This is a genomic window from Croceibacterium sp. TMG7-5b_MA50, from assembly GCF_039830145.1.
Classification (GTDB): domain Bacteria; phylum Pseudomonadota; class Alphaproteobacteria; order Sphingomonadales; family Sphingomonadaceae; genus Croceibacterium.
Map to the genome: position 1 here is coordinate 2190222 of NZ_CP156082.1, position 24891 is coordinate 2215112.

Here is a 24891-nt window from a genome sequence, read left to right on the forward strand (position 1 = left end):
GCAGGCGCAAGCAGGAGGCACCAGATGGCCATTGAAATCACCCATACCGACGAGACCACGCATGGCGCCTACCGCGCAGAGGTCCCCGGTGCCGCCCGCCCGGCCGAACTGACCTGGCGCGCGCGCGGCACCACCCGCATCGCCGACCACACCTTCGTCCCGGCAGAGGCGCGCGGCGGCGGCATCGCCATGCAACTGGTGGAGGCGCTGGTCGCCGATGCGAAGGAGCAGGGCTTCACCATCGAACCCGCCTGCTCCTATGTCGAGGCCGCCTTCCGCCGCCATCCTGAGTGGTCGGACCTGCGGGCGCCGATCCCCAGCTAAGCCGGCAGGTTGGCGGCGCTGAAATCGACCGCCGCCATCTGGGACACGATGATGTCGCGCATGTCGCGGGCGTCCGCCACGGGCAGACCGTGCAGCGCCAGGGTGCCGCCGGCAAGGCCCAGATGCAGATCGGCATAGCCGCCCATCCGCGCCAGCGGCCCTTGCCGCAGCTCCGCCGATTGCAGCTTGATCGGGGTGGCTATAGCCAGCCGAGGCGACAGCCAGCCTTCGCGCGACCACAGCAGCGCCTGCTGCAACGCGTGGTGATTGTGCCGCCACAGATACCATTGGCGGAACACCAGCACGCCCGCCAGCAGCCACAATGCCGCCGCCGGCAACAGCATCGTCAGCCATGTCGCCGGGTCGCGCGCCAGCAGCGGTGCCAGCCCGACCAGCGCCATCCCGGTCGCGGCCGGTAGCGCCGCGGCCAGCACGGCGCGGTGATCGCGCCAGCGAGTGGATGCACGCCGCCACTCCGCCGTCTCGCCCGGCAGCGGCAATCCGATCAGCTCCGCGATCGGCGCGATCTCCGGCGTTTGTGCGAAGGGCACCAGCGTGTGGCTCTTCTCCTCCTTGCTGTCCTGCGCCAGACTGATCGCCTGCAGCTTGTGCCAGCCCCAGCGGTGCCGCACTATACCGGTCGCCGTGACCAGCGCCTGCACCCGTTCCAACGGCATCACCACATCGCTGCGCGTCAGCAAGCCGCGCTGACGGCGCAGCCCGCGTGGCGTCTGCTCCAGCCGGAAATCCCATTCACGCAGCGCCGTTCGCACGATACCGGTGGCAAGGCCCAGCGGTACCAGCAGCAGCAGGCCGAGCAGCGCGGCCACCACCTGCACGGCCAGTCCCAACCCTAGCAGCCAGCGCAGCGGCTCCCCGCCGATCGACACCCAGCTACGCCAATCATACAGGTCAAACAGGAAGTCGAATTGCTGCGCGGCGCCGGCGAGCACCGCGAACACCACCAGCGAGAACTCGAACACGCCCAGCAGCAGCAATCGTGCAGGGGTCAGGCGATAAAGCAGCCGGCTCCCGGTCCCGGCAATCACCGCCTCGGCAGGCGGCGCCGACGCCTCGACCGCCGGCATGCCGCCACGCCGGGCGCGCACCGTATCGCGCAGCCGGGCACCTTCGGCCGCCGTGACAAAGACCAGCCGACCCTCCTCATCCTCGCCCGTGCCCGTGTCGAAGCCGACTTCCACCAGCCCGAACAGACGCGCGGCCAGCGGCTCCCGCAAGGCGACGTCATGGATCCGGTCATAGGGGATCGCGCGCACCTGGCGCGAAAGCAGCCCCTTCTCGATCCTGAGGTCGTCCGGGCCGACCAGGTAACGGTGATGCCGCCAGGCCAGCACCGTGCAGATGCCCGTGACGAGGAGTGCCACGGCCAGCAGCCCCGCCACCACCCAGGGGTTGCCGATCGAGCGGACGCCGACCAGCGCCGCCACGATCGACAGCGCCGCACTGGGCAGGCTGTGCAGCACCCGCGCGATCATGCCGATGGGGGCGGTGCGCCGCCACTCCTGCGCCGCAGGCGCGGCGACGTCGCTCACCGTGCGGCCGCCGCCAGATGCGCGCGAATCGCGTCACGCATGGCCAGCGCCTGCGGCTGCGCCAGTCCGGGCAGCGCCACGCTGCTGTTGTGGTTGCCCGCAGTGTGCAGCACCAGCGTGCCGAGGCCGAACAACCGCTCTGCCGGGCCCTGCGCCACATCGATGTGCTGGACGCGGCTGAACGGCACGATGATGTCCCGCCGCCACCACGCCCCGCGCACCACGCGCAGGCGGTCTGCCGCCATGTCGTATCCGCTCGCCCGATAACGCCGCCGCGGCAGCCGCAGCAGCAGCAGTGCCGCGATGAGCAGCACCGGACCGATCGCCATTCCCGGCAGCGGCAGCCCGGCAAGCTCCACGCCCGCCGCGGCCAGCAACGGCACGACCAGCGTCAGCGCGGTCAGGCAGCGCACCATGGTCAGGTACCGCCGGTCCAGCGGTGTGAGCGGTTCCTCCTCGGAAACGGCGGAAAGCGGCGGAGAATGGTCGGCCATATTATCCCCGCAGCAGCAGCCTGACCGGCGCCGTACCCAATTGCGCATCGCGCAGCGGGACGAAGCCGAAGTGGGCGGCGAGTGCGAGCGACGGCGCATTGTCGGGATCGATCATGCAGAAGATCGGCCGACCGCGATGCACCTCGTCGAACCAGCCAAGCGCGGCGGTCACCGCCTCCCGCGCCAGCCCCTGCCCGACGAACTGACGCCCCAGGATCCAGCCGGCTTCGGGCATGTCGTCCACGTCGGCGCCCAGGCCGCGCCAGGAATGGAACACGCCGACATTGCCGACCGTCGCCCCGCTGGTCCGCAACGTCACGGCGAACCCACCATAGCCGTAGAGCTGCCAGCTGCCGGCATTGCGCGCCATCCGGGTAAAATGGTCCGCCGCGCTCTGCGGACCGCCCAGATAGCGGTGGGTGTCAGGATCATCGGTGATCGCGCGCATTTCAGCAATGTGGCGCGCATCGGGCGGCTCCAGCACCAGGCGTTCTGTCAGCAGGCAGATCATAGCGTTTGCGTCACCGCATGGAGCAGCAGGCCGACCAGCCCGCCCACCAGCGTGCCGTTGATGCGGATGAACTGCAGGTCGCGGCCCACCGCCCCCTCGATCCGGGCGGTCACGGTGTTGGCGTCCCACCGCTTCACGGTATCGGACACCAGCGCCACGATGCCGCCACCATACCGGCTGGCGACACCCACCAGCGTGCGCCGGGCGAAGCGGTTCACCTGCAATTGCAGCCGCGGCTCCGCCGCGAGAGCGCGGCCCAGTTCCGCCAGGCTGTCATCCAGCGATGCGGCGGTGCCACCGTCCCGCAGACTGGCGATCAGGCCCGTCCGCAACCGTTCCCATACCCCCATCCACCATTCGCCGGCGGCGGGATTGGCCAGTACCCGCGCCTTCGCCGCCTCCACCTTCGCGCGCATTTCGGGGTCGTGCACCAGATCGTGCGCCAGCCGCGCCAGGCTCTCGTCCACCTTCCGGCGCAGCGGGTGATCGGGATCGACCAGCAGTTCGGCCAACATGCGGTAAAGGCCGTCCACCACGGTATTGCCCAGCCGTTCGTCCAGCCCTGTCCAGCGCAGCACCGATCCGGCGCGGTCGCTGACCATCCGTCGTACCAGCGCCTCGTTCCCCTCCAGCACCGTACCGAGCCAGCGGATCATCGCGTCCATCAATGGCCGGTGGCGTCCGCCAGCGATGATCGCGGACAGCGTGTGGCCCATCAATGGCGCCAATTCCAACCGCCCCGCCTGACGCGCCAGCAGATGTCGCACCTGTTCGCCCAGCGCGCGGGGATCGAGCGATTCCAGCGCGTCCGCCGCCAAACCCGCAACCCCTGCGCGCAGGCGCGTGCCACGCTCCGCCTGAGGGCGCTGCAGGAACTCGCCCAGCAGGCGCGCGGGATTGGTGGCGTGCAGCCGACGGGCGATCACCGCAGGGGTCAGGAAATTCGCCCGCAGGAATCCCGCCATCGTGTCGGCGATACGGTCCTTGTTGCGTGGAATGATCGCGGTGTGCGGGATCGGCACGCCCAGCGGATGGCGGAACAGCGCGGTCACGGCGAACCAGTCCGCCAGGCCGCCTACCATCGCCGCCTCCGCGAAGGCCGCCAGCCACCCCCATGCCGGATGGCCGCCGCCACGTTCCAGCGCATGGGCCAGCGCCCACAGCAGCGCCATGCCCACCAGCAACGCGGTGGCGACCCGGCGCATCTGCCGGGCGCGATCGACCGTCACGTCATTCGGCAGGGTGCGGCGCACCTGCTCCTGCAGGCACCTCGTCACCTGGGCGGTAGGTCAGGAACCGGCCGCGCATCCACGGGCCCAGCCGCTTCTCCAGCCCGTCGGCCAGGCTGAAGCCGGCGGGTACGATCAGCAGGGTCAGCAGGGTGGACAGGATCAGGCCGCCGATCACAACCGTGCCCATCGGTGCGCGCCAGGCGCCGTCGCCGCCCAGCGACAGGGCGGTGGGGATCATGCCCGCGGTCATCGCGACCGTGGTCATGATGATCGGCTGCGCGCGCTTGTGCCCTGCTTCCATGATCGCAGCACGCTTCTCCGCGCCGGTCGCCATCTCCTCGATCGCGAAGTCGATCAGCAGGATGGAGTTCTTGCCGACGATGCCGAACAGCATCAGCATGCCGATGAACACCGGCAGGCTCATCGGCTGGCCGATCGCGGTCAGCAGCAGCAGCCCGCCCAGCGGCGCCAGCGCCAGCGATGCCATGTTGACCAGCGGCGACACCAGCCGGCGGTACAGCAGCACCAGCACCGCGAACACCAGCAGGATGCCGCTGACCAGCGCCACGGCGAAGTCGCGCACCATGTCCTGCTGCCATTCGTCCTGCCCGACCGGGGCGTTGGACACGCCCGTCGGCAGGTCCAGCATGATCGGCAACTGGTTGATCGCGCTCTTCACGTCGCCGCTGGCGAAGCCGGGCGCGACATCGGCGGTGACGAAGACGCGACGGTTCTGGTTGTAGCGCTCGATCGTGGTGGGGCCCGCACCGAACGAGATGTCGGCGACCCGTTCCAGCGGGACGGAGCCGCCGTTGGCGGTCGGCACCGGCAGGTTGCGGATATTGCTGATGTCGCGGCGGTCACGCTCGTCCAGGCGCACACGGATCGGCACCTGCCGGTCCGACAGGCTGAAACGGGCGGCGTTCTGGTCGATGTCACCCAGCGTGGCGATGCGGATCGCCTGGCTCAGCGCGCTGGTGGTGACGCCCAGGCTGGCGGCCAGATCCTCCCGCGGCAGGATGATGAGCTCGGGCCGTTGCAGGTCCGCCTCCACACGCGGGGCGACCACGCCCGGCACGCCGCGCATCTGTTCGGCCAGCACCGCCGCCGCCTGCTGCAACTGCTCGTTGTCGGAACCCGCCAACATGGAGGTGATCGCCCGGCCACCGCCCGGCCCACCGCCGTTCGGGTCCTGGAAGTTGACGCGCGCGTCCGGGAACTGCTGCAGCACCGGCGCCAGCTCGCGCTCGAACTCCAGGCTGGTGCGCCTGCGATCCTCGCGGAACACCAGCCGGACCGTGCCCTCGCCCTCGCGCACGACGCCCAGCGCCAGCTGCACCTCCTGCTCTTCCCGCATGCGTTCGGCGATGGCGTCGATCACCGCCTCCGTCTGGCGCAAGGTGGTGCCGGGCACCATGGTCACGCTGATGCGCGAGAAATCGCTGTCCGCATTGGGGAAGAACTGCGTGGGCAGATTGTATCCCAGCAGGCCCGTCATCACCAGAGCGGCGGCGCCCGTGCCGATCATCCATACGCGATGATCCTGCATCCGCGCGCCGAAGCGGGCCCGGCGATGGCCGTACCATTCGCGGAAACCGTGGCCGAAGAGGCGCGACAGACCGTTGGTGGCCAGCAGCATCGCGCGCGCCAGCAGCCAGCTAGCCATCCCTGCCGCCGCCAGCAGCAGCAGCAGGCTGGCCAGCAACGCGATGAAGCCCAGCACCCGCGCCAGCAGGTCCGGCAGGAAGCTGAACACGCCCGCCCACGCGCCCATGCTGGCGAGCGCCGGCAGCATGACGTTGACGCCGCCGATCACCGCCAGCGCACCTGCCAGCCAGGCCAGCCCGACCAGGCCGAACAGCAGCACCGCGCCAGCGCCGTACCGGCGCCGGAACGGCTTGCGGGGTCCGATGGCTGCAAGCCTGCGGTCGGCGGAGCGCCGGTCCAGCGACCAGGCCAGCGCCCGCATATAGAGGTCCATCCAGCGTCCGCCGCCATGTTCGGCATGGCCATGCGCCTTCAGGAAATAGGCCGCGATCATCGGCGTGATCATGCGCGCCACCAGCAGGGAGATGAGGACGGACACGACGACGGTCAGGCCAAAATTCTTGAAGAACTGGCCCGCGATGCCCGGCATCAGGCCAACCGGCAGGAACACCGCCACGATCGACATGGTGGTGGCGACCACCGCCAGGCCGATCTCGTCCGCGGCGTCGATCGCGGCCTGGAACGCGGTCTTGCCCATGCGCATGTGACGCACGATGTTCTCGATCTCCACGATCGCATCGTCCACCAGCACGCCCGCCACCAGCCCCAACGCCAGCAGCGACAGGCTGTTGAGCGTGAAGCCCATCATGTCCATGAACCAGAATGTGGGGATCGCCGACAGCGGAATGGCCAGCGCCGCGATCACCGTGGCGCGCCAGTCGCGCAGGAAGATCAGCACCACGATCACCGCCAGCACCGCCCCTTCGATCATGGCGTTGATCGAACTGTCATATTGCTGGCGGGTGTAATCGACTTCCGTGAACAGGCGGGTGAAGCGGATGCCGGGGTTCTCCGCCTCCAGCGCATGCAGCACCTCCACCGCGCCGTCATAGACAGCGACGTCGGATTCGCCGCGGGCGCGGGTCATGCCGAAGGTCACCACCTGCCGCCCGTTGATCTTGGCCAGCGACTGCAATTCGCCATAGGCGTCGCTGACCCGGCCGATGTCGGACAGCTTGACCGTGCGCCCGTCACCCAGCGCGATCTGCGTCTGCGACAGTTCGTACGCGTCCTCCGCATTGCCCAGCACGCGCACCGACTGGCGCGATCCGGCGATTTCGGCCTGGCCCCCGGCGGCGTTGAGGTTCAGCTGGCGCAGCGCCGCGTTGACCTGGCTGGCGGTGACGCCCAGCGCCTGCATGCGCTGCGGATCGAGGATCACCAGGATCTCGCGGTCGACCCCGCCATTGCGGCTGACTTCCGCCAGGCCCGGCACGGTCAGCAACCGCTTCGTCACGGTATCGTCGATGAACCATGACAGCTGCTCGATCGTCATGTCGTCGGCCGCGACGCCGAAGAACACGATCGGTTCGCTGCTGGTCTGCACGCGGTAGATCTGCGGTTCCAGGATGCCGTCGGGAAGTTCGCCGCGGATCTGGTCGATGTTCGCCTTCACCTCGTTCACGGCCTGCGCGACATCGGTGCCGAGGGCGAATTCGATCTGGGTGACGCTGGCGCCTTCTTCCGCGGTGGAATTGATGTTCTCCACCCCTTCCAGCGTCTGCACCGCCGCCTCGACCCGCTGGGTGATCTGGTTCTCGATCTCCGTCGGTGCGGCGCCCGGCTGGCTGATGATGGCGATCACCATCGGCAGCTCGATATCCGGATTGTTCTGCACATCCATCTGCATGAAGCTGACGATGCCCGCCAGCATCAGGCCGATGAACGCCAGGATCGGGACCAGCGGGTTGCGGATCGACCAGGCGGAGATGTTGCGGAAGCCCATGGGGTGCGTGCCGGCGATCAGTTCGGGCGCCGGGCGGCGGCGGACGGCCGCTGCACCACCGGGCGTACAGTGTCGCCGTCGGTCAGGAAGCCGCCGGCGCGCAGGACCACCCGCTCGCTGCCGGTCAGCCCTTCGGCGATGGCGATGCCCTGCGGCGTCACCTGCCCCAGTCGCACCGGACGGCGGGCGACCTTGTTGTCGTTGCCGACCACATAGACGAAGCTGGTGCCGTCCGTCGCCGTCTGGATCGCGCTTTCGGGCAGCATCGGCGCGGTCACCGCGCCCGCATTGATCCGCGCGGTGGCAAAGCCGCCGGGCCGCAATGCGTCGTTGTAGGCGAGCGCGATGCGCGCCGTGCCCTGGCGGTTCTGCTGGTCGATCACCGGCGACACCTGCCACACCTGGCCGGTGAAGGTCTGCTGCGTTCCGACCGGCGTGATCTCCGCCGGCACGCCTGTGCTGATCTGCTGCAATTCGGTTTCGCCGACGCGGGCGAGCAGTTCGATCTCCCCCCCGCGAGCGATGGTGAACAGGGCGGTCGCGCCGCCGCTGACCACCTGACCCACCTCCACATTGCGTTCCAGCACCAGGCCGGCGGCGGGCGCCACGATGTTCAGCCGCGCGTTGCGCGCCTGCGCCTCCCGGTACTGAGCCTGCGCCACGCGCACCCGGGCACGGGCGGCATCGCGGGTCGCGGTCAGCTGATCGATATTGGCCTGACTGATGAAGCCGCGTTCGACCAGCTGGTTGGCGCGCTCCAAATTGGACTGCGCGAGATCGAGATCGGCGCGCGCAACGTCAATCTGCGCCTGCAGGCTGCGCGCCTGCTCGGTCTGGACGGAACGGTCGATGACGGCCAGCACCTGGCCCTGCCGCACCCAGTCGCCCGCATCCACCGGGATGGACACGACATTGCCGCCTTCGCCCACCGCGCCTACCGGCATCGGCCGGCGCGCCGCCAGCGTGCCGGTCGCGGTGATCGTACCCGCGACGGACGATCGGCCCGGCGTCACTACCGATACGGATTGCGCGACTTCCTGCGGGGCGAAGTCAGCCTGCCCGCCGCCATGGCTCAGCAGGAAGGCGAGGCCGGCCAGGGCCACCACGACCACGCCGCCGGTGATCAGCAGCCGCCGGCGCGTGCGCCGGGCACGCTCCTCCTCCGGCTGGTCGAGGTCAGGCGACGCGCCCGCCGCGAAGGCCCGCGAATCACCGGTGCCCGGCGCAGTGCCGGCGGCGAAATCCAGCGACCTTGTTTCGTAATTCATGTGCGCGATCAGCCCTCAACAGCGGCGCTGCCGTGGCCGGCGCATGCGGGGCATGGCTCGGGCGTCACGGGCGACGGTTCCGGGCGGTGGTGTAGTCACCTACGCAACTTGTAGCAATGCACCGTTCCATCAAGACCAGATAGCGGCCGACGAACGGTTATGTGCCGAACGTCCGCCTGTAACGGCCAAAGTAAAGGGGCGGGTCACCATTGATGGTGCCCGCCCCTTTTCTGGCCCGCAAGGGGCGCGGCGGTTACCGCACCCGGCCGCGCTGGACCAGGTTGACGATCGCCAGCAGCACGATGGCGCCGACGATGGCGATGATGAAGCCGGTGATGTTGAACGTCTGGATGGTGCCCTGCACACCGAACAATGCGCCGGCCAGCACATTGCCGATCAGCGCGCCGATGATGCCCACCACGATGTTCCAGAAGATGCCCATGGAGGCGTCACGGTTCATGACCATGCTGGCCAGCCAGCCGGCCACACCGCCAACAATGATTGCCACAATCCAGCCCATTCCCTGTCTCCTTTATGCCCGCCTGGCAAAATGCCCGGCGGATCGTACAGGCGACAAACGGGAGCTTTGTGCATGCGTTCCCCGTTGGGTGGCAAACTGTGCTCAATCGGATCAGATCAGTATTTCATCTGCCGCTGATACCGGTCCCGATATTGCTTGGCATGGGTGACCCGCAGACCCAGCATTCCCGACCGGTCGAAGCCGCGCTGCCAGCCGGCGAACTCCTCCAGCGTCAGGCCGTAGCGGGCCAGAACCTCGTCGATCGTCAGCAACCCGCCATTCACCGCCGCCACCACTTCCGCCTTGCGCCGGATGACCCAGCGCTTGGTATCGGGTGGAGGCAAATCCGCCAGCGTGATCGGCAGCCCCAACGGCCCGATGACGCTGTCCGCGCTCTCCCGTTCCACGATGCGCAGGGCCGGGCCTGCATCCGTCTTCATCATTGCAGCCTTCCCGCCATTCCTGTCAGCTGCCGCATCATCGGGCCGCGGGTGTTCGTGGGCGCTGAAAGGCTTGGGTTAACGGCGCGTTCGCCTTTGCCGCTGGCAGGCGCCGCGCCGCCGTCGGCAGCCAACCGGTATGAAGGGGGAGTCCCGGGATCATGCGGTGCGCTGTAGCCCGGTCATGGCAAACAAGCGGTTAAGCCCCGCCGGCGTGGCCAAGACCCGCCCAATGCTGTAGGGGCGCGGCCAGCATGACCACGCTGCTCGCCCCAGATCCTGCCGCCCTGTTCGACCTGCCGCGCCCGCCCCGCGACTGCCGCATCGTCGTCGCGATGTCGGGCGGGGTGGACAGTTCCGTCGTCGCCGGCATCGCCGCCGCCACGGGGGCGGAGGTGGTTGGCATCACGCTCCAGCTCTACGATTACGGTGCCGCGACCGGGCGCAAGGGCGCCTGTTGCGCCGGCGACGACATCCGCGATGCTCGCAGCGTGGCGGATCGGCTGGGTATCGCGCATTACGTGTTCGACCACGAAAGCGCCTTCCGCGAACAGGTGGTGGACCGCTTCGCCGACGATTACCTGAACGGGCGCACGCCCATCCCCTGCATCCGCTGCAACATGGGGCCCAAGTTCACGGACCTGCTCGCGATGGCGCGCGAACTTGGCGCGGATTGCCTGGCGACCGGCCATTACGTGCGCCGGGTAATGGGCGCCGCCGGGCCGGAACTGCACCGCGCGGCGGATCCGGCGCGCGACCAGTCTTATTTCCTGTACGGCACCACGGCCGATCAACTCGCCTTTCTGCGGTTCCCGCTGGGCGACCTGCCCAAGGGCGATGTGCGGCAGATGGCGGAACAGATGGGCCTCGCCGTCGCGGCCAAGCCCGACAGCCAGGACATCTGCTTCGTACCCGATGGCGATTATGCCCGGATCGTGCGCAAGGTCCGGCCGGAAGGCGTGGCGCCCGGCGCGATCGTCCATGCGGAGACGGGCGAACGGCTCGGCAGCCACCATGGCGTGATCCACTACACGGTCGGCCAGCGCCGCGGGCTGGAGATCGGCGGACAGCCGGAACCGCTTTACGTGGTGGGGATCGATGCCGCGACGGCACAGGTGCGCGTGGGCCCACGCCGGCTGCTGGCCGTGGGCGCCGCGCGGCTGACGGACACGGTGCGGATCGGCCCGCTGCCCGAAGCTGCGCCCGGCGAGCCCTTCCATGCGAAGGTACGCTCGATGGCGAAGCCCGTGCCCGTCACCCTGGAAGGGCCGCTGGGCGATGGCGCCGATGCGACGGTCCGCTTTCAAGCGCCCGAGTACGGCGTCGCGCCGGGGCAGGCGGCGGTGCTGTATGCCGGCACCCGGGTATTGGGCGGCGGCTGGATCGAAGGGACGGAGCCGGCCTAACCCGGTGCCTGCCACCGTTCCGGCACGCAGCCGAACGGGGGCGTGAAGGTGACGGTCTGGCTGGCATAGAACGGCACGCTTGCCGTGACGCTGCGTGCCTCCTCATCCCCGCTCAGGAACACGAGACCCATGCCGGGCTCGAAATCGCGGGTGCAGTCGTCCAGCGGTCGCCCGCCCTGGTAATGGCAGGCACAGGCGGTGCGCGCGCCGAAACCGGCGGCGGTAGTGGCGTAAGCGTTCAGGACCGGGTGCCGCCACCACAGGGCAATGCCGCCGATGGCGAGCAGCACCAGCACCGCCCGCGGCCAGATACGCCGGCGTACCTGACCATTTGCCATTGCCATCAGCCTGCCCCTGCCGGATGAGTCCGCGCGCCATGCCGCGCCGCTTCCCCCCTATCGCCGCCGCCCTGATGCTGCCAGCCCTGCTGGCCACCTGCTCCGGCAATGGGCCGCAGCCTCCTTCGGCCGAGACGCTGGCCGCGATCGCCGCCGATCCGGGCGCCGATCGTGCGCGGCTGGCCCTGGCGGTGGAGGCGCTGTTTGCGCGGGAGGACATCGGGGAGACCCGCGCCCTGCTGCTGATGCATAACGGGCAGGTGGTGGCCGAACGCTACGCCGACGGATTCGGCCCCGCCAGCCGGTTCCAGGGCTGGTCCATGTCGAAGTCCGTCACCGCCATGCTGATCGGCCTGCTGGTGGCGGACGGGAAGCTGGCGCTGGATGCTCCCGCGCCGGTCACCCTGTGGCAGCGCGCCGGCGATCCCCGCGGCGAGATCACCGTCCGCCATCTCCTCCAGATGCGCAGCGGCCTGCGCCATCAGGAGATGGCCGACCCGGTATACGAATCGGCGGAGGTCCGGATGATGTTCGGCGACGGGCGCGACGATACCGCCCGCTTCGCTATCGCTCAGCCGCTGGAACATCCGCCCGGCACCAACTTCGCCTATTCCACCCCGACCAGCACGATCCTGTCAGCCATCGCCGCCGATGTGCTCGCCCCCGACGGCACCTCGGCGGAGCGGCAGGCGGCGGTCGCCGGCTACCTGCAAGCCCGCCTCGCTCGGCCGCTCGGCCTGACGTCGCTGGGTGCGGAATACGACCGGCAGGGCACCATGGTGGGCGGCGCGATGGTGTGGGCCAATGCGCGCGACTGGGCGAAGCTGGGCGAGATGCTGCGCCGCAACGGAGAAACGGTGGACGGCACCGCCGTGCTGCCCACCGGCTGGGTGTCGCTGATGCGGGAGCCGAGCCCCGCTGCGGCCGATTACGGTGGCGCGATCTGGCTCAACCGGCCGAGCGGGGGGACACGGCGCATCCTGTTCCCGGAACGCGGCCCGGCGGACCTGTTCGCCATGGTCGGCCATCTCGGCCAATATGTGCTGGTCGCGCCGGACCAGCGGCTGGTGCTGGTGCGCCTGGGCAAGACCGACGCCGCCGATCGGCCAGCGCTGGTGCAGGCGCTGGCCGACATCGTGGCGGTGTACCGCTAGGCGGCGTTACTCCGCCCCCGTCGCCCCGATATTCTCCGCCCCCGCCAGCACCTGCGCGGTGGAGCTGGTCAGCGTATCGCCCACCGGTTCCGCCCGGCCGCCCAGGCAGGTGGCCAGGAAGTTCTCCGTCACCGCATTGAACGCGATGTTGTTGGTCGGCTTGGCGAAGCCGTGCCCTTCGTCGGGGAACAGCACATAGGTGACGGGCACGCCCGCCGCCTGCATCGCCGTCACGATCTGGTCGCTTTCCGCCTGCTTCACCCGCGGATCGTTGGCACCCTGCCCGATCAGCAGCGGCTTGGTGATCTGGCCCGCCTTGTACAGGGGGCTGCGCTCCTTCAGCAGCGCCAGCCCCTCCGGCGTGTTGGGGTTGCCCATCCGGTCGTGAAACTGCTTCACCATCGGTTCCCAATAGGGCGGAATGGTCGCCAGCAGCGTCTCCAGGTTGGACGGGCCGACGATGTCGACGCCGCAAGCGAAGGTATCGGGGGTGAAGGTCAGCCCGGCCAGCGTGGCGTACCCGCCATAGGAGCCGCCCATGATCGCGACCTTTTCCTGCTGCGCGATCCCGCCGGCCACCGCCCAGCTGACCGCATCCAGCAGGTCATCATGCATCTTGGCGCCCCATTCCAGGTTACCGGCATTGATGAAGCTCTTGCCCAGGCCGGTCGAGCCGCGGAAGTTGACCGACAGCACGGCGTAGCCGCGATTGGCCAGCCATTGATGCGCCCGGTTGAAACCGTACACGTCGCGCGCCCACGGCCCGCCATGGACCAGCAGCACCATCGGCACCGCGGCATCGGGCTTGCCGTCGCCATCGGGATCGCTGCCCGGCGGCAGGGTCAGGTAGCTGACCAGCGGCAGTCCGTCGCGCGCGGGGATCTCCACCGCATGCATCGGCTGCAGCGGGGCGCCCTCCAGCTCCGGACGGCTGTTGTAGAACTCCGTCAGCGTGCCGCCCGCGCGATCATACAGGTACACCTTGGTCGGGGCGGTCAGCGGGTCGTTCCATACCACCCAGGTGGCATCGTCCTCCGTCCGCGACTGGACGCCGAACTCGCCTTCCAGCCGGCTGTCCAGGAAATCGAGGCTGGCCTTCACCTCGGAGTCCAATGCGGTCCATTCGTTGGTCAGGTAATTGACGGAATAGGCCTCCACCTCACCCGTGCGGGGGTTCGCCATGATGCCGCCGATATCGGCCTTGTCGTTTTCCGCGATCACGCGCTTCTCGCCCGTGGCGGTGTCCTCCGCGATCAGCGCCGCCGTGTTGCGGTCGCGCGAATCGATCCAGTACAGCGTGCTGCCGTCGGTGGTGTAGCCGGCGACGCTGGTGGTCAGCGAATCCTCCATGCCCGTGCTTTCGCGCGGGCTTTCCGCGACCTTGCCGTCGACGATCGGGAACATGTCCTGTCCCCCGGCCGCGTTCATCGCGATCGCCCAACGCAGCGTCAGGCTGTCATCGGCCAGGAACCCGACATAGCCGGGGTTCTCCATCACCAGCGTCAGCTCCCCGGTGTTGAGGTCCAGCAGATAGGGGTCGTGCAGCCGCGCATCGCGGTTGTTCAGGCCGACCAGGATCTTGTCACGGATGGTGTCGGACCGGCCGAGCACCTGCACCCGCGTCTTCTCGAACGGGGTCAGCGTCCGCTCCTCCCCGCTGGCGACATTGACCTGGTACAGCAGGAAGTTCTCGTCCCCGCCCTTGTCCTGGACGTACAGGATGCTCTTGCCGTCGCCGGCCCAGAAATATTGCGGAATCGGCCGGTCGGTCGAACTGGTCAGCCGGCGCGCCTGATCGGGCGTGGCCGCAGGCGCGACGAACACGTTCATCACCCCTTCGTGCGGGGCCATCCAGCTCACCCACTGGCCATCCGGGCTGATCTGCCCGCCGGCGCGGCTGGGGTTGCCGTACAGCGCGTCACGCGGGATCAGGGGGGCGGATTGCACCGCGGCGGCGGCGGTGCTGGTGGTGTCGGTCATGGAAGCTCCCTGTTGGGCAAAGGATGGCGGCCCGGCCGCCGCCATGGCAAGCGCGGCAACGGAGGCACCAAATGACAGGCTCTTGTTCATATGCAGGCATCCCCCGGCGCGTTACGAACGGGCATGAGTAGCGCGCAGGGACACAGGGGCAAGCGAACTTGTCGGACGCCATCGGCGGTTCGTCCGACAGCGCCGGGCCGCGCCGCTTTGCCGATTGACGCCGCCCGACCAATCGTGCCAAGCGCGCTTTCGCCTTCGCGGGTGTAGCTCAATGGTAGAGCAGAAGCTTCCCAAGCTTACGACGAGGGTTCGATTCCCTTCACCCGCTCCATGACCAGCCGCCGCGACATCCTCATCGCGCTGCGCAACGCAGCGGCGCTGATGGCGATACCGGCAGGCGCCGTCACCCTGCTGCTCCCGCATGATGGGGCCACGGCCCGGACCGACGGCATGGCGCTGGCGACGTTCGACGCGCTGCCGGCCACGAACATCCCCCGCGGGACTGACCGGGTCCGCACCGGCGCCTTCGGCAATGGCCGGCGCGGCACAGGCGGCGCCACCTATGTCAGCGATGCGCTGGCGACGGCTGCCCTCGCCCGCGCGCATCCGGATGCCTGCCGGGCCAGCGCAAATGGCCGCCTGTTCCGCCTGCTGCCCGCGCCGTCGGGCGCGATCACGCCCGAACAGCTCGGCTGCCCCGCCATCGGCAATGCGCAGCCCGCCTTTGCCGCGACGCTCGCCTACGCTCATGCCGCCGGGATCGAGCGGGTGGAGCTGCCCGCCCAGCGCTACGACCTGTGGGCGCCGCCGCGCCGCCGGGGCGAACATGCCAATACCGGCCTCTCTGGCCATTACCTGCTGGTGCGGGAGAACCTGGCGATCGTCGGCACCGCTCGCGGGCGGACGCTGCTGCGTTGCCTGAACAGCCGGGGCGGCAGCAACGATACGGTGACGCAGCCGAACATGACCTATGCCGCCCCGCAGCCCACCGGCGACATGCTGACGCAGCAGCGCAACTGGATGGGCAGCGGCGTCAACGTGCGGCCAAACACCTCCATGGACTTCCTCCGGCTGGAGAACGTGGAGATCGACGGCACCCGTACCTTCGACCCCGCCGCGCCGCGCGAACCGCAGATCAACCTGACGCACAAGGGCGTGCGCGTGCAGGACGTGAACTGCGCCCGCATCGAACTTGCGAATGTGGCCCTGCGTAACTGGGGCGGGGAGATCTACTACACCGCCGGCGGCACCGGCGTGCGGGAGGAGCTGCTGGAGAACTGCGTGTTCGACGGCTCGCCCCAATGCACGATCAACTCGGGCACCGCCGCGCGCAGTACCTACACCGATGTGGTGACGGGCAATTCCTACCAGGCGGAAATCATCGGCGGCCGGGGGAAGACCGTCCGGCGCTGCCGCTTCCACGACCTCAGGGGCGTGTCGCTGATGGGCGGGGCCGGGGCGGGCCCGGACGGCCCGCTGGGGAACGGCTATCCGTTCTCCTACCCGATCCGGCGGGCCGGGCAGCCGGCGCCATGGATGACGTTCGAGGATGTGACGATGGAACGGTGCGGCACCGTCGCCATCACCTCCTTCGCGCGTGGCGCGCTGCGGCTGATCGATTCGCAGCTCGGCCTCGGCACCGCTGCCGGGCGGCTGACCGATATCGACCTCGACGTGACCGCCGTCATGGACCGGACGCGCATCACGGAACCGCTGTCGTTGTCCGGTCCGGACAATCTGCAGACGCCGGTCGGCCGTACGCGGACGATGGTGGCGCCGCCCGACAATATTCGCGTGGACCTGACCTGCCAGCGCACCGCCGCCGCCCGCGCGGCCGGGCGCAGTTGGCAGCAGGCGGTCAGGGTCTATCCCAAGCTGTTCGATGCCCGCAGCATCACCATCACGGTCCACGGCAACGGTGCGGCCCGGTTGCTCACGGTCACCGGCACGCCGGTGCGCGGCCACGCCATGCCGCGCATCGTGGCCGCGCCGGACTTCACGCCCGCCGCCTGACGGGCGCTCGCCGCTACAGCTTGCTCGTCAGTTCCGGCACCGCTTCGAAGATGTCGGCGACCAGGCCGATATCGGCGACCTGGAAGATAGGCGCATCCGGGTCCTTGTTGATGGCGATGATGGTGTGCGAATCCTTCATGCCCGCCAGATGCTGGATCGCGCCGGAAATGCCGACCGCGATGTAGAGCTGTGGGGCGACGATCTTGCCCGTCTGCCCCACCTGATGATCGTTGCCGACATAGCCGGCATCCACCGCCGCGCGGCTGGCGCCGATCGCGGCGTGCAGCTTGTCCGCCAGCGGCGTGATGATCGCCTCGAACGTCTCGGCATCCTTCAGCGCGCGGCCGCCGCTGACGACGATGCCAGCACTGGTCAGTTCCGGCCGGTCGCTGGCGCTGTCCTCGCACCCGACGAAGCTCGACAGGCCCTGCTCGCCGGCGCCGCCGATCGTCTCGACCGGGGCGCTGCCGCCATCCGCCGCCGCCTTGGCGAAGGCGGTGCCGCGGATTGTCAGCACCAGCTTGGAATCTCCGCTTTCCACCGTGGCGATGGCGTTGCCGGCATAGATCGGGCGGGTGAAGGTCCGCTCTCCCTCGATGCTCAGCACGTCCGACACCTGCATCACGTCCAGCAGGGCGGCGACGCGCGGGGCAACGTTCTTGCCGTTGGACGTGGCGGCGCAGACCAGCGCATCGTACTCGCCCATCAGCGGCACGATCAGCGCGGCGACATTTTCCGCCAGCATCTGCGCGTAGCCGGCATCGTCCGCCAGCAGCACCTTGGCCACGCCCGCAACCTGGCCGGCTGCCTGCGCCGCGGCCTGCGCCTCGGCCCCGCTGCCGGCGACCAGCACGGTAACTTCGCCCAGCTGCCCGGCGGCGGTGATGCTGGAAAGCGTGGCGTCCTTCAGCGTGCCGTTGCCATGTTCGGCGAGAACCAGCGCCTTCATGCGACCACTCCCATATCCTTGATCTTGGCCACGATCTCGTCGACCGACTGCACCAGCACGCCCGCTGCGCGGCTCGGCGGCTCGCTGACCTTCAGCACCTTCAGCCGCGGCGTGATGTCCACCCCGAAATCGGCCGGCGTCTTGGTGTCGATCGGCTTCTTCTTGGCCTTCATGATGTTGGGCAGGCTGGCGTAGCGCGGCTCGTTCAGGCGCAGGTCGGCGGTGACGATCGCGGGCAGCGTCAGCGCCACCGTCTCCAGCCCGCCATCGACCTCGCGCGTGACATGCACGCTGTCGCCGGCGATCTCGACCTTGCTGGCGAAGGTGCCTTGCGGCCGACCAGTCAGCGCGGCCAGCATCTGGCCGGTCTGGTTGGCGTCATCGTCGATCGCCTGCTTGCCCAGGATGGCGAGGCCGGGCTGCTCCGCCTCGAACACCGCCTTCAGGATCTTGGCGACGGCCAGCGGCTCCACCACCTCGTCCGTTTCCACCAGGATCGCGCGGTCTGCGCCCATGGCCATCGCGGAACGCAGCGTATCGGCCGCCTTTGCCGGACCGATGGACACGACCACGATCTCGTCCGCCTGGGCCGCTTCCTTCAGGCGGATCGCCTGCTCGACCGCGATCTCGTCAAACGGGTTCATGCTCATCTTGACGTTGGCGAGGTCGACGCCGCTGCCATCGGGCTTCACCCGTGGGCGGACATTGTAGTCGATCACCCGCTTCACGGGCACCATGATCTTCATGCGCGCAGCATCCTTCTGCCGGGGCCTTGGCCGGCCGAAGAACGGCTGGCACCACCTATGCGCCCGCCTTCGCCAAGGCGCGGGGCAGCGTCAAGGCGGGTCGGCAAGGGAATGCCTGTGGCGCGGATAAGTTCTGCTTGGGGCGGCAGGACCGCCCGCAGGCGATCAGCCCTGCGGAGTGGGGATCGCGGCGGACGGCGGAGCGCCGGACGGCGGAGCCGGGGGCACGGCAGTCGCTGCAGGCGCGTTGTTTGCGGGCGCGCTGGCCGCGGGGATGGCGGCGCTGGCATCCTGCCCGTCGCCTTCCGGCGCGGCCAGGATGGACTGCGTCGCCGCGCCCTTGTCCACGGTGTTGGTGGCCGTATCGCCGACGCTCGACCGGATGCCCGGATCGGCCTGGCCCGCCGCCTGTACCGCGCGGTATTCCACGCCGCTGCGCTGCTGCTGCCCGCCGAACAGCGCGGCCAGCGCCTGTTCGCTGGTGGAGCCTTCGCCCGGGCGCGGGGCGCCGGGGCTGGGCGGGACCAGTGCGAAGTCCGGCGGCACGATCAGCGGTGCCTGCCGCTGCACGGCGAATTCATCCGGCCGCTCCCGATCGAGCGCCAGGCCCTCGCCACCACCGCAACCGGCAAGCATGCCGGCGGTGCAGGCCAGGAGGAGAGTGGAAACAGCAGCGCGCATCAGAAGGTCTCCGCGGAATGGTCAGGATTGCGGTCCGCCGGTCCCGTGCCGTGGCCGGGTTCGCGTTTCTCGCGCATGAACAAGGCGCGGACCAGCAGGATCACGACGCCGATGGTGATGGCGGCGTCGGCCAGGTTGAAGATCAGGAACGGGCGGTAACCCCATACCTGGAAGTCGGCGAAATCGACCACATAGCCATAGGTCATGCGATCACGGATATTGCCCAGCGCACCGCCCAGCACCAGCGCCAGCGCGGCGATATCGCCCAGCAGCCGTTCGCGCATCATCCAGATCACGATGACGAGCGAGATCAGCCCCGTGAGCGCCAGCAGCATCCAGCGCGCCTGCGTGGTGTCGGCACTGAACAGGCCGAGCGAGATGCCCCGGTTCTCCGTCCAGGTGAGGTCGAAGAACGGCAGCAGATCGATATGCCCGCGGGCCTGCAATTGCAGCGGGCCGATCATCAGCCATTTGGTGAACTGGTCGGCCACGAACACCAGCGCCGCCAGCGCCAGCCCGAAGATACGGTTGTAGGCGGGCCGGCTCACAGCACCGCCTCCACCTGCGGCACCGCATCGGCGCAGCGGTGGCACAGTGCGCCATCCTCCACCACCTCGGGCAGCAGGCGCCAGCAGCGGCCGCATTTGGCATCGTCCACCTTCGCCACCAGCACGCCCTCGCCGCCATGGCGCGTCACGGCGCCGGTGATGAACAGTTCTGCCAGCAATGCATCGTCGACACCCGGCGGCACGGCGGCGGCGGGCACCGCGACGGCGGCCTCCAGGCTGGAGCGGACTGTCTTCTCCCGGCGCAGCGGCTCGATCGCCTCCAGCACCTCGTCACGCAGGCTGCGCAATGCGGCCCAGCGCGCGTCGTCCGCCTCCAACACGGGCACCTCCGGCCAGACCAGCAGGTGCACGCTGCCTTGATCGGGGAAGCGGGTGGTCCACGCCTCCTCGCTCGTGAACACCAGCACCGGCGCCAGGTAGCGGACCAGCGCATGGAACAGCGTGTCCATCACCGTGCGGCACGCCCTGCGCCGCGTGTCCGCCGGCGCGTCGCAATACAGGCTGTCCTTGCGGATATCGAAGTAGAAGGCGCTGAGCTCCTCGTTGCAGAACTCGCCGACGCTGCGGACATAGGTGTTGAAGTCGAAGGCATCGACCGCCCCGCGCAGGGTCCGGTCCAGCACGCCCAGCCGCGCGAGCATGTACCGCTCCAGCTCCGGCATCTCAGCCACCGGCAGCCGCTCGGCATCGTCGAACCCATCCAGCGCGCCCAGCAGGTAACGCAGCGTGTTGCGCAGCTTGCGGTAACCGTCGGCCACGCCCTTCAGGATCTCGTCGCCGATGCGGTGATCCTCGGTATAGTCGACGGAAAGCGCCCACAGCCGGATGATGTCCGCGCCGTAATCGCGCATCAGGTCCAGCGGGCTGATCGTATTGCCCTTGGACTTGGACATCTTCTCGCCCTTGCCATCCATGGTGAAGCCATGGGTCAGCACGGCATCGTACGGCGCGCGGCCGCGCGTGGCGCAGCTTTCGAGCAGCGACGACTGGAACCAGCCGCGATGCTGGTCGCTGCCTTCCAGATACAGGTCCGCCGGCCATTGCAGGGCGGGCCAGCGCCCGCTGTCCAGCACGAAGGCATGGGTGCAACCCGAATCGAACCACACGTCCAGGATGTCGGTGATCTTCTCGTAATCGGCCGCGTCGTACTCGCCGGTCAGGAAGTCGCCATTGTACCAAGCATCGACGCCGCCTTGACACACCGCCTCCACGATCGCCGTGTTGACGACCGGGTCTGCCAGATACTCGCCGGTGCCGCGATGGACGTAGAGCGTGATCGGCACGCCCCAGGCCCGCTGGCGGCTGAGCACCCAGTCGGGCCGCCCCTCCACCATGGAGCCGATCCGGTTGCGGCCCTTCTCCGGCACCCAGCGCGTGTCGGCGATCGCCTTCACCGCCGTCTGCCGCAGCGTGGCGTCGGGATGCGCCTCCGTGCCGAGCGCCACCGCCCCGCCGATCCCGTCCAGCGCCGCGACCGGGTAGTCGAACCCGGCCATCTTCTGGTCCATCGGCACGAACCATTGCGGCGTGCAGCGGTAGATCACCTTGGCCTTGGACCGCCAGCTATGCGGGTAGGAATGCTTGTAGTCCGCGCTCGCCGCCAGCAGCGCGCCGGCCTCCCGCAGGTGGGTGCAGATCGGTCCATCGGGCGCGTTGAACTTGGGGTTGATGACCGAGGCCGCCCCGCCCAGCCAAGGCCAGTCCGCGCGGTATCGGCCATCGGCCTCGACCACGAACTTCGGCTGAATGCCGTATTCGCGGCACAGTTCGAAATCGTCCTCGCCATGGTCGGGCGCCATGTGGACAAGGCCGGTGCCGCTGTCGGTGGTGACGAAGTCGCCCGGCAGCATCGGGCGCAGGTCCGCAAAGAAGCCGCCGAGTGCGTGCATCGGGTGGCGAACCTTGGTGCCGGCGAGGTCGGAGCCTTTGAAGCGGCTTACGCCGTTCAAAATGACGGCTGCACCATTAGCCGCATCCAAGCGGGCTTGGAACAGCGGCAACAGAGATCCAGCGATCACGAAACGTTTGCCCATCAGGTGGGCAGTTCGTTGGGCAGCCTCAGCTAAGCTGGCTTCTCGATCGGTACTCCGTCCAGTAGAAGCAGTGCCTGCCACTTCTATCACGACGTATCCAATCTCCGGCCCATAAGCCAAAGCCTGGTTCACCGGGATCGTCCACGGCGTGGTGGTCCAGATCACCGCATGCGCGCCGACCAGTTCCGGGACCGGCGATTCGACGATCTCGAACGTCACGTCGATCTGGGTGGAGGTGATGTCCTCGTACTCCACCTCGGCCTCGGCCAAAGCGGTCTTCTCCACCGGGGACCACATCACCGGCTTGGCGCCGCGATACAGCAGGCCCGCCTCGGCGAACTTCAGCAGCTCGCGCACGATGGTCGCCTCCGCGGCGTAGTCCATCGTCAGGTAGGGATGGTCCCAGTCGCCCATCCCGCCCAGCCGCTTCAGCTGCTCGCGCTGCACGTCCACCCAATGCGCGGCATAGGCGCGGCATTCGGCGCGGAACTCGTCCGCCGGGACCTCGTCCTTGTTCAGCTTCTTCTTTCGGTAGTGCTCCTCCACCTTCCATTCGATGGGCAGGCCATGGCAGTCCCAGCCGGGCACATAGGGCGCGTCCTTGCCCAGCAGCGTCTGGGTGCGGATCACCATGTCCTTCAGCACATGGTTCAGCGCGTGGCCGATATGCATGTCGCCATTGGCGTAGGGCGGGCCATCGTGGAGGATGAACTTCTCGGCGCCGTCACGCGCGGCGCGCAGCTGGCCATGCAGGTCCGCCGCCTGCCACTGGCGGAGGATTTCCGGTTCTTTCTGCGGCAGGCCGGCCTTCATCGGGAAGGCGGTCTTGGGCAGGAAGACGGTGTCTTTATAATCGCGCTGTTCGGTCATCGAACGCGCGCCTTAGCCGCGCGGGGGGCGCGGCGCAATTTCTCCGCTGCCCCAGCGTGCCACGGCGGCACCGTGGAGCGCGGGCGCGCAGGCGAGCACGCCCCAATCCTTGGGATCGCGCTTGTTGAAGCGCAGCGTGCGGCCCCTCGCATCGCTGACCGCCGCGCCCGCCTCCCGCGCGATCAAGGTGGCGGCGGCGATGTCCCATTCGTGGCCCCAGCGCTGCGTCACCAGCAGGTCGGCCCGGTCGTCCGCCACCATGGCGATGCGCAACGCGATGGAATTGGGCTTCTCCACCGCCAGCAGGTCGCCATCGGCGCGCGGCAGCGAATCGGCGGGGATGCGCGCGCTCGCCAGTTCCGTGCGCCGGCTGGCGACCAGCCGCCGACCGTTGAGGAAGGCGCCTGCCCCCGCCGTCGCGCTCCACGTCTCCCCCCGCGCGGGCGCGACCAGCGCGGCGATCAGCGGTCGCCCCGCGCTGACCAGCGCGACCGATACCGCCCAGCCGGCCCGGCCGCGGATGAAGTCGCGCGTGCCGTCGATCGGGTCCACCAGCCAGACGAGGTCGCGTTCCAGCCGCGCCGGATCGTCCACCGTCTCCTCGCTTAGCCACCCGGCGGCGGGCAGCAGCGTGCCCAGTTCCCGCTTCAGGAAGGTGTCGACGGCAAGGTCCGCATCGCTCACCGGGCTGGCGTCGCCCTTGCTCCAATGGCGCAGGGTCGGGCGCACGGTGGCGCCCCCGCCCGGCCACTGGCCGAGCGCCATGGCCCCGGCCTCCCGGCAGATGGCTTCCAGACGCGCGCGATCGATCATGGGTGCGGTGCAGCAATGGGGTGCAACATGGGGGTTTGCAAGCCGCGCCCCCTTGCCTATGCGCTTCGGCAAACGGCAATCCTGACAGAGAAGGTCCGCCCGCATGAACCTCCACGAATACCAGGCCAAGGAACTGCTCGCGAAGTACGGCATCGGCATCCCCAAGGGTGTGCCGGCCATGAGTGTGGAGGAAGCGGTCGAAGGCGCCAAGACGCTGCCCGGCCCGCTCTACGTGGTGAAGGCGCAGATCCATGCCGGCGGCCGCGGCAAGGGCAAGTTCAAGGAACTGGGCGCGGACGCCAAGGGCGGCGTGCGCCTGGCTAAGAGCCTGGACGACGTGAAGAACGACGCGACCGACATGCTCGGCAACACGCTCGTCACCGTGCAGACCGGCGATGCCGGCAAGCAGGTGAACCGCCTCTACGTCACCGACGGCGTTGATATCGCCAAGGAATATTACCTCTCCATGCTGGTGGACCGTGCGTCCGGCCGCGTCGCCATGGTCGTGTCGACCGAAGGCGGCATGGACATCGAGACGGTGGCCCACGACACGCCCGAACTCATCACCACCATCACCATCGACCCGGCCAGCGGCTTCCAGGCTCATCACGGCCGCGCCGTCGCCTTTGCGCTGAAGCTGTCGGGCAACCTTGCCAAGGCCGCGCAGAAGCTGGCGAAGCAGCTCTACGACGCCTTCACCGCGCTCGATTGCGACATGCTGGAGATCAACCCGCTGGTCGAGACCAAGGATGGCGAGCTGCTGGTGCTCGACACCAAGATGAGCTTCGACTCGAACGCCCTCTACCGCCACCCCGATGTCGCCGCCCTGCGCGACGAGACGGAGGAGGACCCGATGGAGGTCGAGGCGTCGAAGTACGACCTCGCCTATATCAAGCTGGACGGCAATATCGGCTGCATGGTCAACGGCGCCGGCCTGGCGATGGCGACGATGGACATCATCAAGCTGAACGGCGCCTTCCCGGCCAACTTCCTCGACGTCGGCGGCGGCGCCAACAAGGAGAAGGTGACCGCGGCGTTCAAGATCATTCTGGCGGACCCGGCGGTCGAGGGGATCCTGGTCAACATCTTCGGCGGCATCATGAAGTGCGACATCATCGCCGAAGGCATCGTCGCCGCTGCGAAGGAAGTGAACCTGTCCGTGCCGCTGGTCGTCCGCCTGGAAGGCACTAACGTGCAGCAGGGCAAGGACATCCTGGCCAATTCCGGCCTGCCGATCGTCCCGGCGGACGATCTGGGCGACGCCGCCAAGAAGATCGTGGCGGAGGTCAAGCAGGCCGCCTGATCCCGGTTGTCACCCGCTGACAATCACGAAGGGGGCCTCGCCGGCATGGCGGGGCCCCTTTTGCTTGCCCGTCTGACCCAGTGGTGAGCCAATAGGTCCCGACGATCGCTCACGCCCCATTGCGGACATTGGCCAAGCAGCGTTGCAGCGGGAAGAATCGGACTGCCCAATCGTTTCGCCGCAACTGGTTTTGCTAATCTA

The 24891-nt window shown here is 68.7% G+C and carries 21 protein-coding genes and 1 tRNA gene; 6 read left to right on the forward strand and 16 right to left on the reverse strand.

Annotated elements, in window-relative coordinates; all coding sequences use genetic code 11:
• Nucleotides 1-24: 24 nt before the first annotated feature.
• Nucleotides 25-324, forward strand: a complete 300-nt coding sequence (locus tag V5740_RS10390; RefSeq protein WP_347302408.1) for a GNAT family N-acetyltransferase — start codon at nucleotides 25-27, stop codon at nucleotides 322-324.
• On the opposite strand, the gene V5740_RS10395 is transcribed toward V5740_RS10390, so the two are convergent.
• From V5740_RS10395 to V5740_RS10430, 8 genes are all read right to left on the reverse strand, one after another.
• Nucleotides 321-1877: a PH domain-containing protein gene (locus V5740_RS10395; protein WP_347302409.1), complete on the reverse strand. Its 1557-nt coding sequence runs from the start codon at nucleotides 1875-1877 to the stop codon at nucleotides 321-323. The genes V5740_RS10390 and V5740_RS10395 overlap by 4 nt on opposite strands.
• Entirely contained in the window at nucleotides 1874-2371 is a 498-nt protein-coding gene (locus V5740_RS10400; RefSeq protein WP_347302410.1) for a PH domain-containing protein, read from the reverse strand. Before V5740_RS10400 ends, V5740_RS10395 begins: the two co-directional genes overlap by 4 nt.
• 1 nt (nucleotide 2372) lies before the next feature.
• Nucleotides 2373-2882 carry a GNAT family N-acetyltransferase gene (locus tag V5740_RS10405; protein WP_347302411.1) on the reverse strand — a complete coding sequence of 170 codons (510 nt, stop codon included), beginning with the start codon at nucleotides 2880-2882 and terminating at the stop codon, nucleotides 2373-2375.
• Nucleotides 2879-4087 carry a DUF445 domain-containing protein gene (locus V5740_RS10410; RefSeq protein WP_347304502.1) on the reverse strand — a complete coding sequence of 403 codons (1209 nt, stop codon included), beginning with the start codon at nucleotides 4085-4087 and terminating at the stop codon, nucleotides 2879-2881. The genes V5740_RS10405 and V5740_RS10410 overlap by 4 nt, the downstream gene beginning before the upstream one ends.
• A 25-nt stretch (nucleotides 4088-4112) precedes the next feature.
• The gene (locus V5740_RS10415) at nucleotides 4113-7607 is read right to left on the reverse strand and encodes an efflux RND transporter permease subunit (RefSeq protein WP_347302412.1); all 3495 of its coding nucleotides are present in this window, start codon (nucleotides 7605-7607) and stop codon (nucleotides 4113-4115) included.
• A gap of 17 nt (nucleotides 7608-7624) precedes the next feature.
• Complete coding sequence (locus tag V5740_RS10420; RefSeq protein WP_347302413.1) at nucleotides 7625-8875, reverse strand: efflux RND transporter periplasmic adaptor subunit; 1251 nt, start codon at nucleotides 8873-8875, stop codon at nucleotides 7625-7627.
• Between the two features lie 253 nt (nucleotides 8876-9128).
• Nucleotides 9129-9395 (reverse strand): GlsB/YeaQ/YmgE family stress response membrane protein, encoded by a 267-nt coding sequence (locus V5740_RS10425; protein ID WP_347302414.1) that lies wholly within the window; start codon nucleotides 9393-9395, stop codon nucleotides 9129-9131.
• A gap of 116 nt (nucleotides 9396-9511) precedes the next feature.
• Nucleotides 9512-9835, reverse strand: coding sequence for a DUF1153 domain-containing protein (locus tag V5740_RS10430; protein ID WP_347304503.1), 324 nt, complete (start codon nucleotides 9833-9835; stop codon nucleotides 9512-9514).
• Between the two features lie 254 nt (nucleotides 9836-10089).
• Between V5740_RS10430 and mnmA the strand changes: the two genes are divergently transcribed.
• Nucleotides 10090-11241 carry a tRNA 2-thiouridine(34) synthase MnmA gene (gene mnmA, locus V5740_RS10435; protein WP_347302415.1) on the forward strand — a complete coding sequence of 384 codons (1152 nt, stop codon included), beginning with the start codon at nucleotides 10090-10092 and terminating at the stop codon, nucleotides 11239-11241.
• Here mnmA and V5740_RS10440 read toward each other — a convergent pair.
• Entirely contained in the window at nucleotides 11238-11585 is a 348-nt protein-coding gene (locus V5740_RS10440; protein WP_347302416.1) for a hypothetical protein, read from the reverse strand. The two genes, mnmA and V5740_RS10440, sit on opposite strands and share 4 nt — an antisense overlap.
• A 17-nt stretch (nucleotides 11586-11602) precedes the next feature.
• On the opposite strand from V5740_RS10440, the gene V5740_RS10445 reads away from it, so the two are divergent.
• A complete protein-coding gene (locus V5740_RS10445) occupies nucleotides 11603-12733 on the forward strand; it encodes a serine hydrolase (protein ID WP_347302417.1) in 1131 nt (376 codons plus the stop codon).
• A gap of 6 nt (nucleotides 12734-12739) precedes the next feature.
• Here V5740_RS10445 and V5740_RS10450 read toward each other — a convergent pair whose 3' ends face one another.
• Nucleotides 12740-14713, reverse strand: coding sequence for a S9 family peptidase (locus tag V5740_RS10450; RefSeq protein ID WP_347302418.1), 1974 nt, complete (start codon nucleotides 14711-14713; stop codon nucleotides 12740-12742).
• A gap of 257 nt (nucleotides 14714-14970) precedes the next feature.
• On the opposite strand from V5740_RS10450, the gene V5740_RS10455 reads away from it, so the two are divergent.
• Nucleotides 14971-15044, forward strand: a tRNA-Gly gene (locus tag V5740_RS10455).
• Nucleotides 15044-16726 carry a hypothetical protein gene (locus V5740_RS10460; RefSeq protein WP_347302419.1) on the forward strand — a complete coding sequence of 561 codons (1683 nt, stop codon included), beginning with the start codon at nucleotides 15044-15046 and terminating at the stop codon, nucleotides 16724-16726. Before V5740_RS10455 ends, V5740_RS10460 begins: the two co-directional genes overlap by 1 nt.
• Nucleotides 16727-16739: 13 nt before the next feature.
• On the opposite strand, the gene V5740_RS10465 is transcribed toward V5740_RS10460, so the two are convergent.
• The 6 genes from V5740_RS10465 to V5740_RS10490 form a co-directional block, all read right to left on the reverse strand.
• On the reverse strand, nucleotides 16740-17675 hold the full coding sequence (locus V5740_RS10465) for an FAD-binding protein (protein WP_347302420.1): 936 nt from the start codon (nucleotides 17673-17675) through the stop codon (nucleotides 16740-16742).
• Entirely contained in the window at nucleotides 17672-18421 is a 750-nt protein-coding gene (locus V5740_RS10470) for an electron transfer flavoprotein subunit beta/FixA family protein (protein ID WP_347302421.1), read from the reverse strand. Before V5740_RS10470 ends, V5740_RS10465 begins: the two co-directional genes overlap by 4 nt.
• Before the next feature lie 165 nt (nucleotides 18422-18586).
• Nucleotides 18587-19102 (reverse strand): DUF3035 domain-containing protein, encoded by a 516-nt coding sequence (locus V5740_RS10475; RefSeq protein WP_347302422.1) that lies wholly within the window; start codon nucleotides 19100-19102, stop codon nucleotides 18587-18589.
• On the reverse strand, nucleotides 19102-19650 hold the full coding sequence (gene lspA, locus V5740_RS10480; RefSeq protein WP_347302423.1) for a signal peptidase II: 549 nt from the start codon (nucleotides 19648-19650) through the stop codon (nucleotides 19102-19104). The genes V5740_RS10475 and lspA overlap by 1 nt, the downstream gene beginning before the upstream one ends.
• Nucleotides 19647-22574 carry an isoleucine--tRNA ligase gene (gene ileS / locus V5740_RS10485; RefSeq protein WP_347302424.1) on the reverse strand — a complete coding sequence of 976 codons (2928 nt, stop codon included), beginning with the start codon at nucleotides 22572-22574 and terminating at the stop codon, nucleotides 19647-19649. Before ileS ends, lspA begins: the two co-directional genes overlap by 4 nt.
• Nucleotides 22575-22586: 12 nt before the next feature.
• The gene (locus V5740_RS10490; protein ID WP_347302425.1) at nucleotides 22587-23387 is read right to left on the reverse strand and encodes a 3'(2'),5'-bisphosphate nucleotidase CysQ; all 801 of its coding nucleotides are present in this window, start codon (nucleotides 23385-23387) and stop codon (nucleotides 22587-22589) included.
• Nucleotides 23388-23490: 103 nt separating this feature from the next.
• Here V5740_RS10490 and sucC point away from each other — a divergent pair, with 103 nt between their 5' ends.
• Nucleotides 23491-24690, forward strand: a complete 1200-nt coding sequence (sucC, locus tag V5740_RS10495; protein ID WP_347302426.1) for an ADP-forming succinate--CoA ligase subunit beta — start codon at nucleotides 23491-23493, stop codon at nucleotides 24688-24690.
• Nucleotides 24691-24891 lie beyond the last annotated feature (201 nt).

Excerpts from the sequence above, each read along its gene's own strand:
- V5740_RS10390 (WP_347302408.1), top strand. The coding sequence starts at position 25 with ATGGCCATTGAAATCACCCATACCGACGAGACCACGCATGGCGCCTAC.
- V5740_RS10400 (WP_347302410.1), bottom strand. The coding sequence starts at position 2,371 with ATGGCCGACCATTCTCCGCCGCTTTCCGCCGTTTCCGAGGAGGAACCG.
- V5740_RS10405 (WP_347302411.1), bottom strand. The coding sequence starts at position 2,882 with ATGATCTGCCTGCTGACAGAACGCCTGGTGCTGGAGCCGCCCGATGCG.
- V5740_RS10410 (WP_347304502.1), bottom strand. The coding sequence starts at position 4,087 with ATGCGCCGGGTCGCCACCGCGTTGCTGGTGGGCATGGCGCTGCTGTGG.
- V5740_RS10415 (WP_347302412.1), bottom strand. The coding sequence starts at position 7,607 with ATGGGCTTCCGCAACATCTCCGCCTGGTCGATCCGCAACCCGCTGGTC.
- V5740_RS10420 (WP_347302413.1), bottom strand. The coding sequence starts at position 8,875 with ATGAATTACGAAACAAGGTCGCTGGATTTCGCCGCCGGCACTGCGCCG.
- V5740_RS10425 (WP_347302414.1), bottom strand. The coding sequence starts at position 9,395 with ATGGGCTGGATTGTGGCAATCATTGTTGGCGGTGTGGCCGGCTGGCTG.
- V5740_RS10430 (WP_347304503.1), bottom strand. The coding sequence starts at position 9,835 with ATGAAGACGGATGCAGGCCCGGCCCTGCGCATCGTGGAACGGGAGAGC.
- mnmA (WP_347302415.1), top strand. The coding sequence starts at position 10,090 with ATGACCACGCTGCTCGCCCCAGATCCTGCCGCCCTGTTCGACCTGCCG.
- V5740_RS10440 (WP_347302416.1), bottom strand. The coding sequence starts at position 11,585 with ATGGCAATGGCAAATGGTCAGGTACGCCGGCGTATCTGGCCGCGGGCG.
- V5740_RS10445 (WP_347302417.1), top strand. The coding sequence starts at position 11,603 with ATGAGTCCGCGCGCCATGCCGCGCCGCTTCCCCCCTATCGCCGCCGCC.
- V5740_RS10450 (WP_347302418.1), bottom strand. The coding sequence starts at position 14,713 with ATGACCGACACCACCAGCACCGCCGCCGCCGCGGTGCAATCCGCCCCC.
- V5740_RS10460 (WP_347302419.1), top strand. The coding sequence starts at position 15,044 with ATGACCAGCCGCCGCGACATCCTCATCGCGCTGCGCAACGCAGCGGCG.
- V5740_RS10465 (WP_347302420.1), bottom strand. The coding sequence starts at position 17,675 with ATGAAGGCGCTGGTTCTCGCCGAACATGGCAACGGCACGCTGAAGGAC.
- V5740_RS10470 (WP_347302421.1), bottom strand. The coding sequence starts at position 18,421 with ATGAAGATCATGGTGCCCGTGAAGCGGGTGATCGACTACAATGTCCGC.
- V5740_RS10475 (WP_347302422.1), bottom strand. The coding sequence starts at position 19,102 with ATGCGCGCTGCTGTTTCCACTCTCCTCCTGGCCTGCACCGCCGGCATG.
- ileS (WP_347302424.1), bottom strand. The coding sequence starts at position 22,574 with ATGACCGAACAGCGCGATTATAAAGACACCGTCTTCCTGCCCAAGACC.
- V5740_RS10490 (WP_347302425.1), bottom strand. The coding sequence starts at position 23,387 with ATGATCGATCGCGCGCGTCTGGAAGCCATCTGCCGGGAGGCCGGGGCC.
- sucC (WP_347302426.1), top strand. The coding sequence starts at position 23,491 with ATGAACCTCCACGAATACCAGGCCAAGGAACTGCTCGCGAAGTACGGC.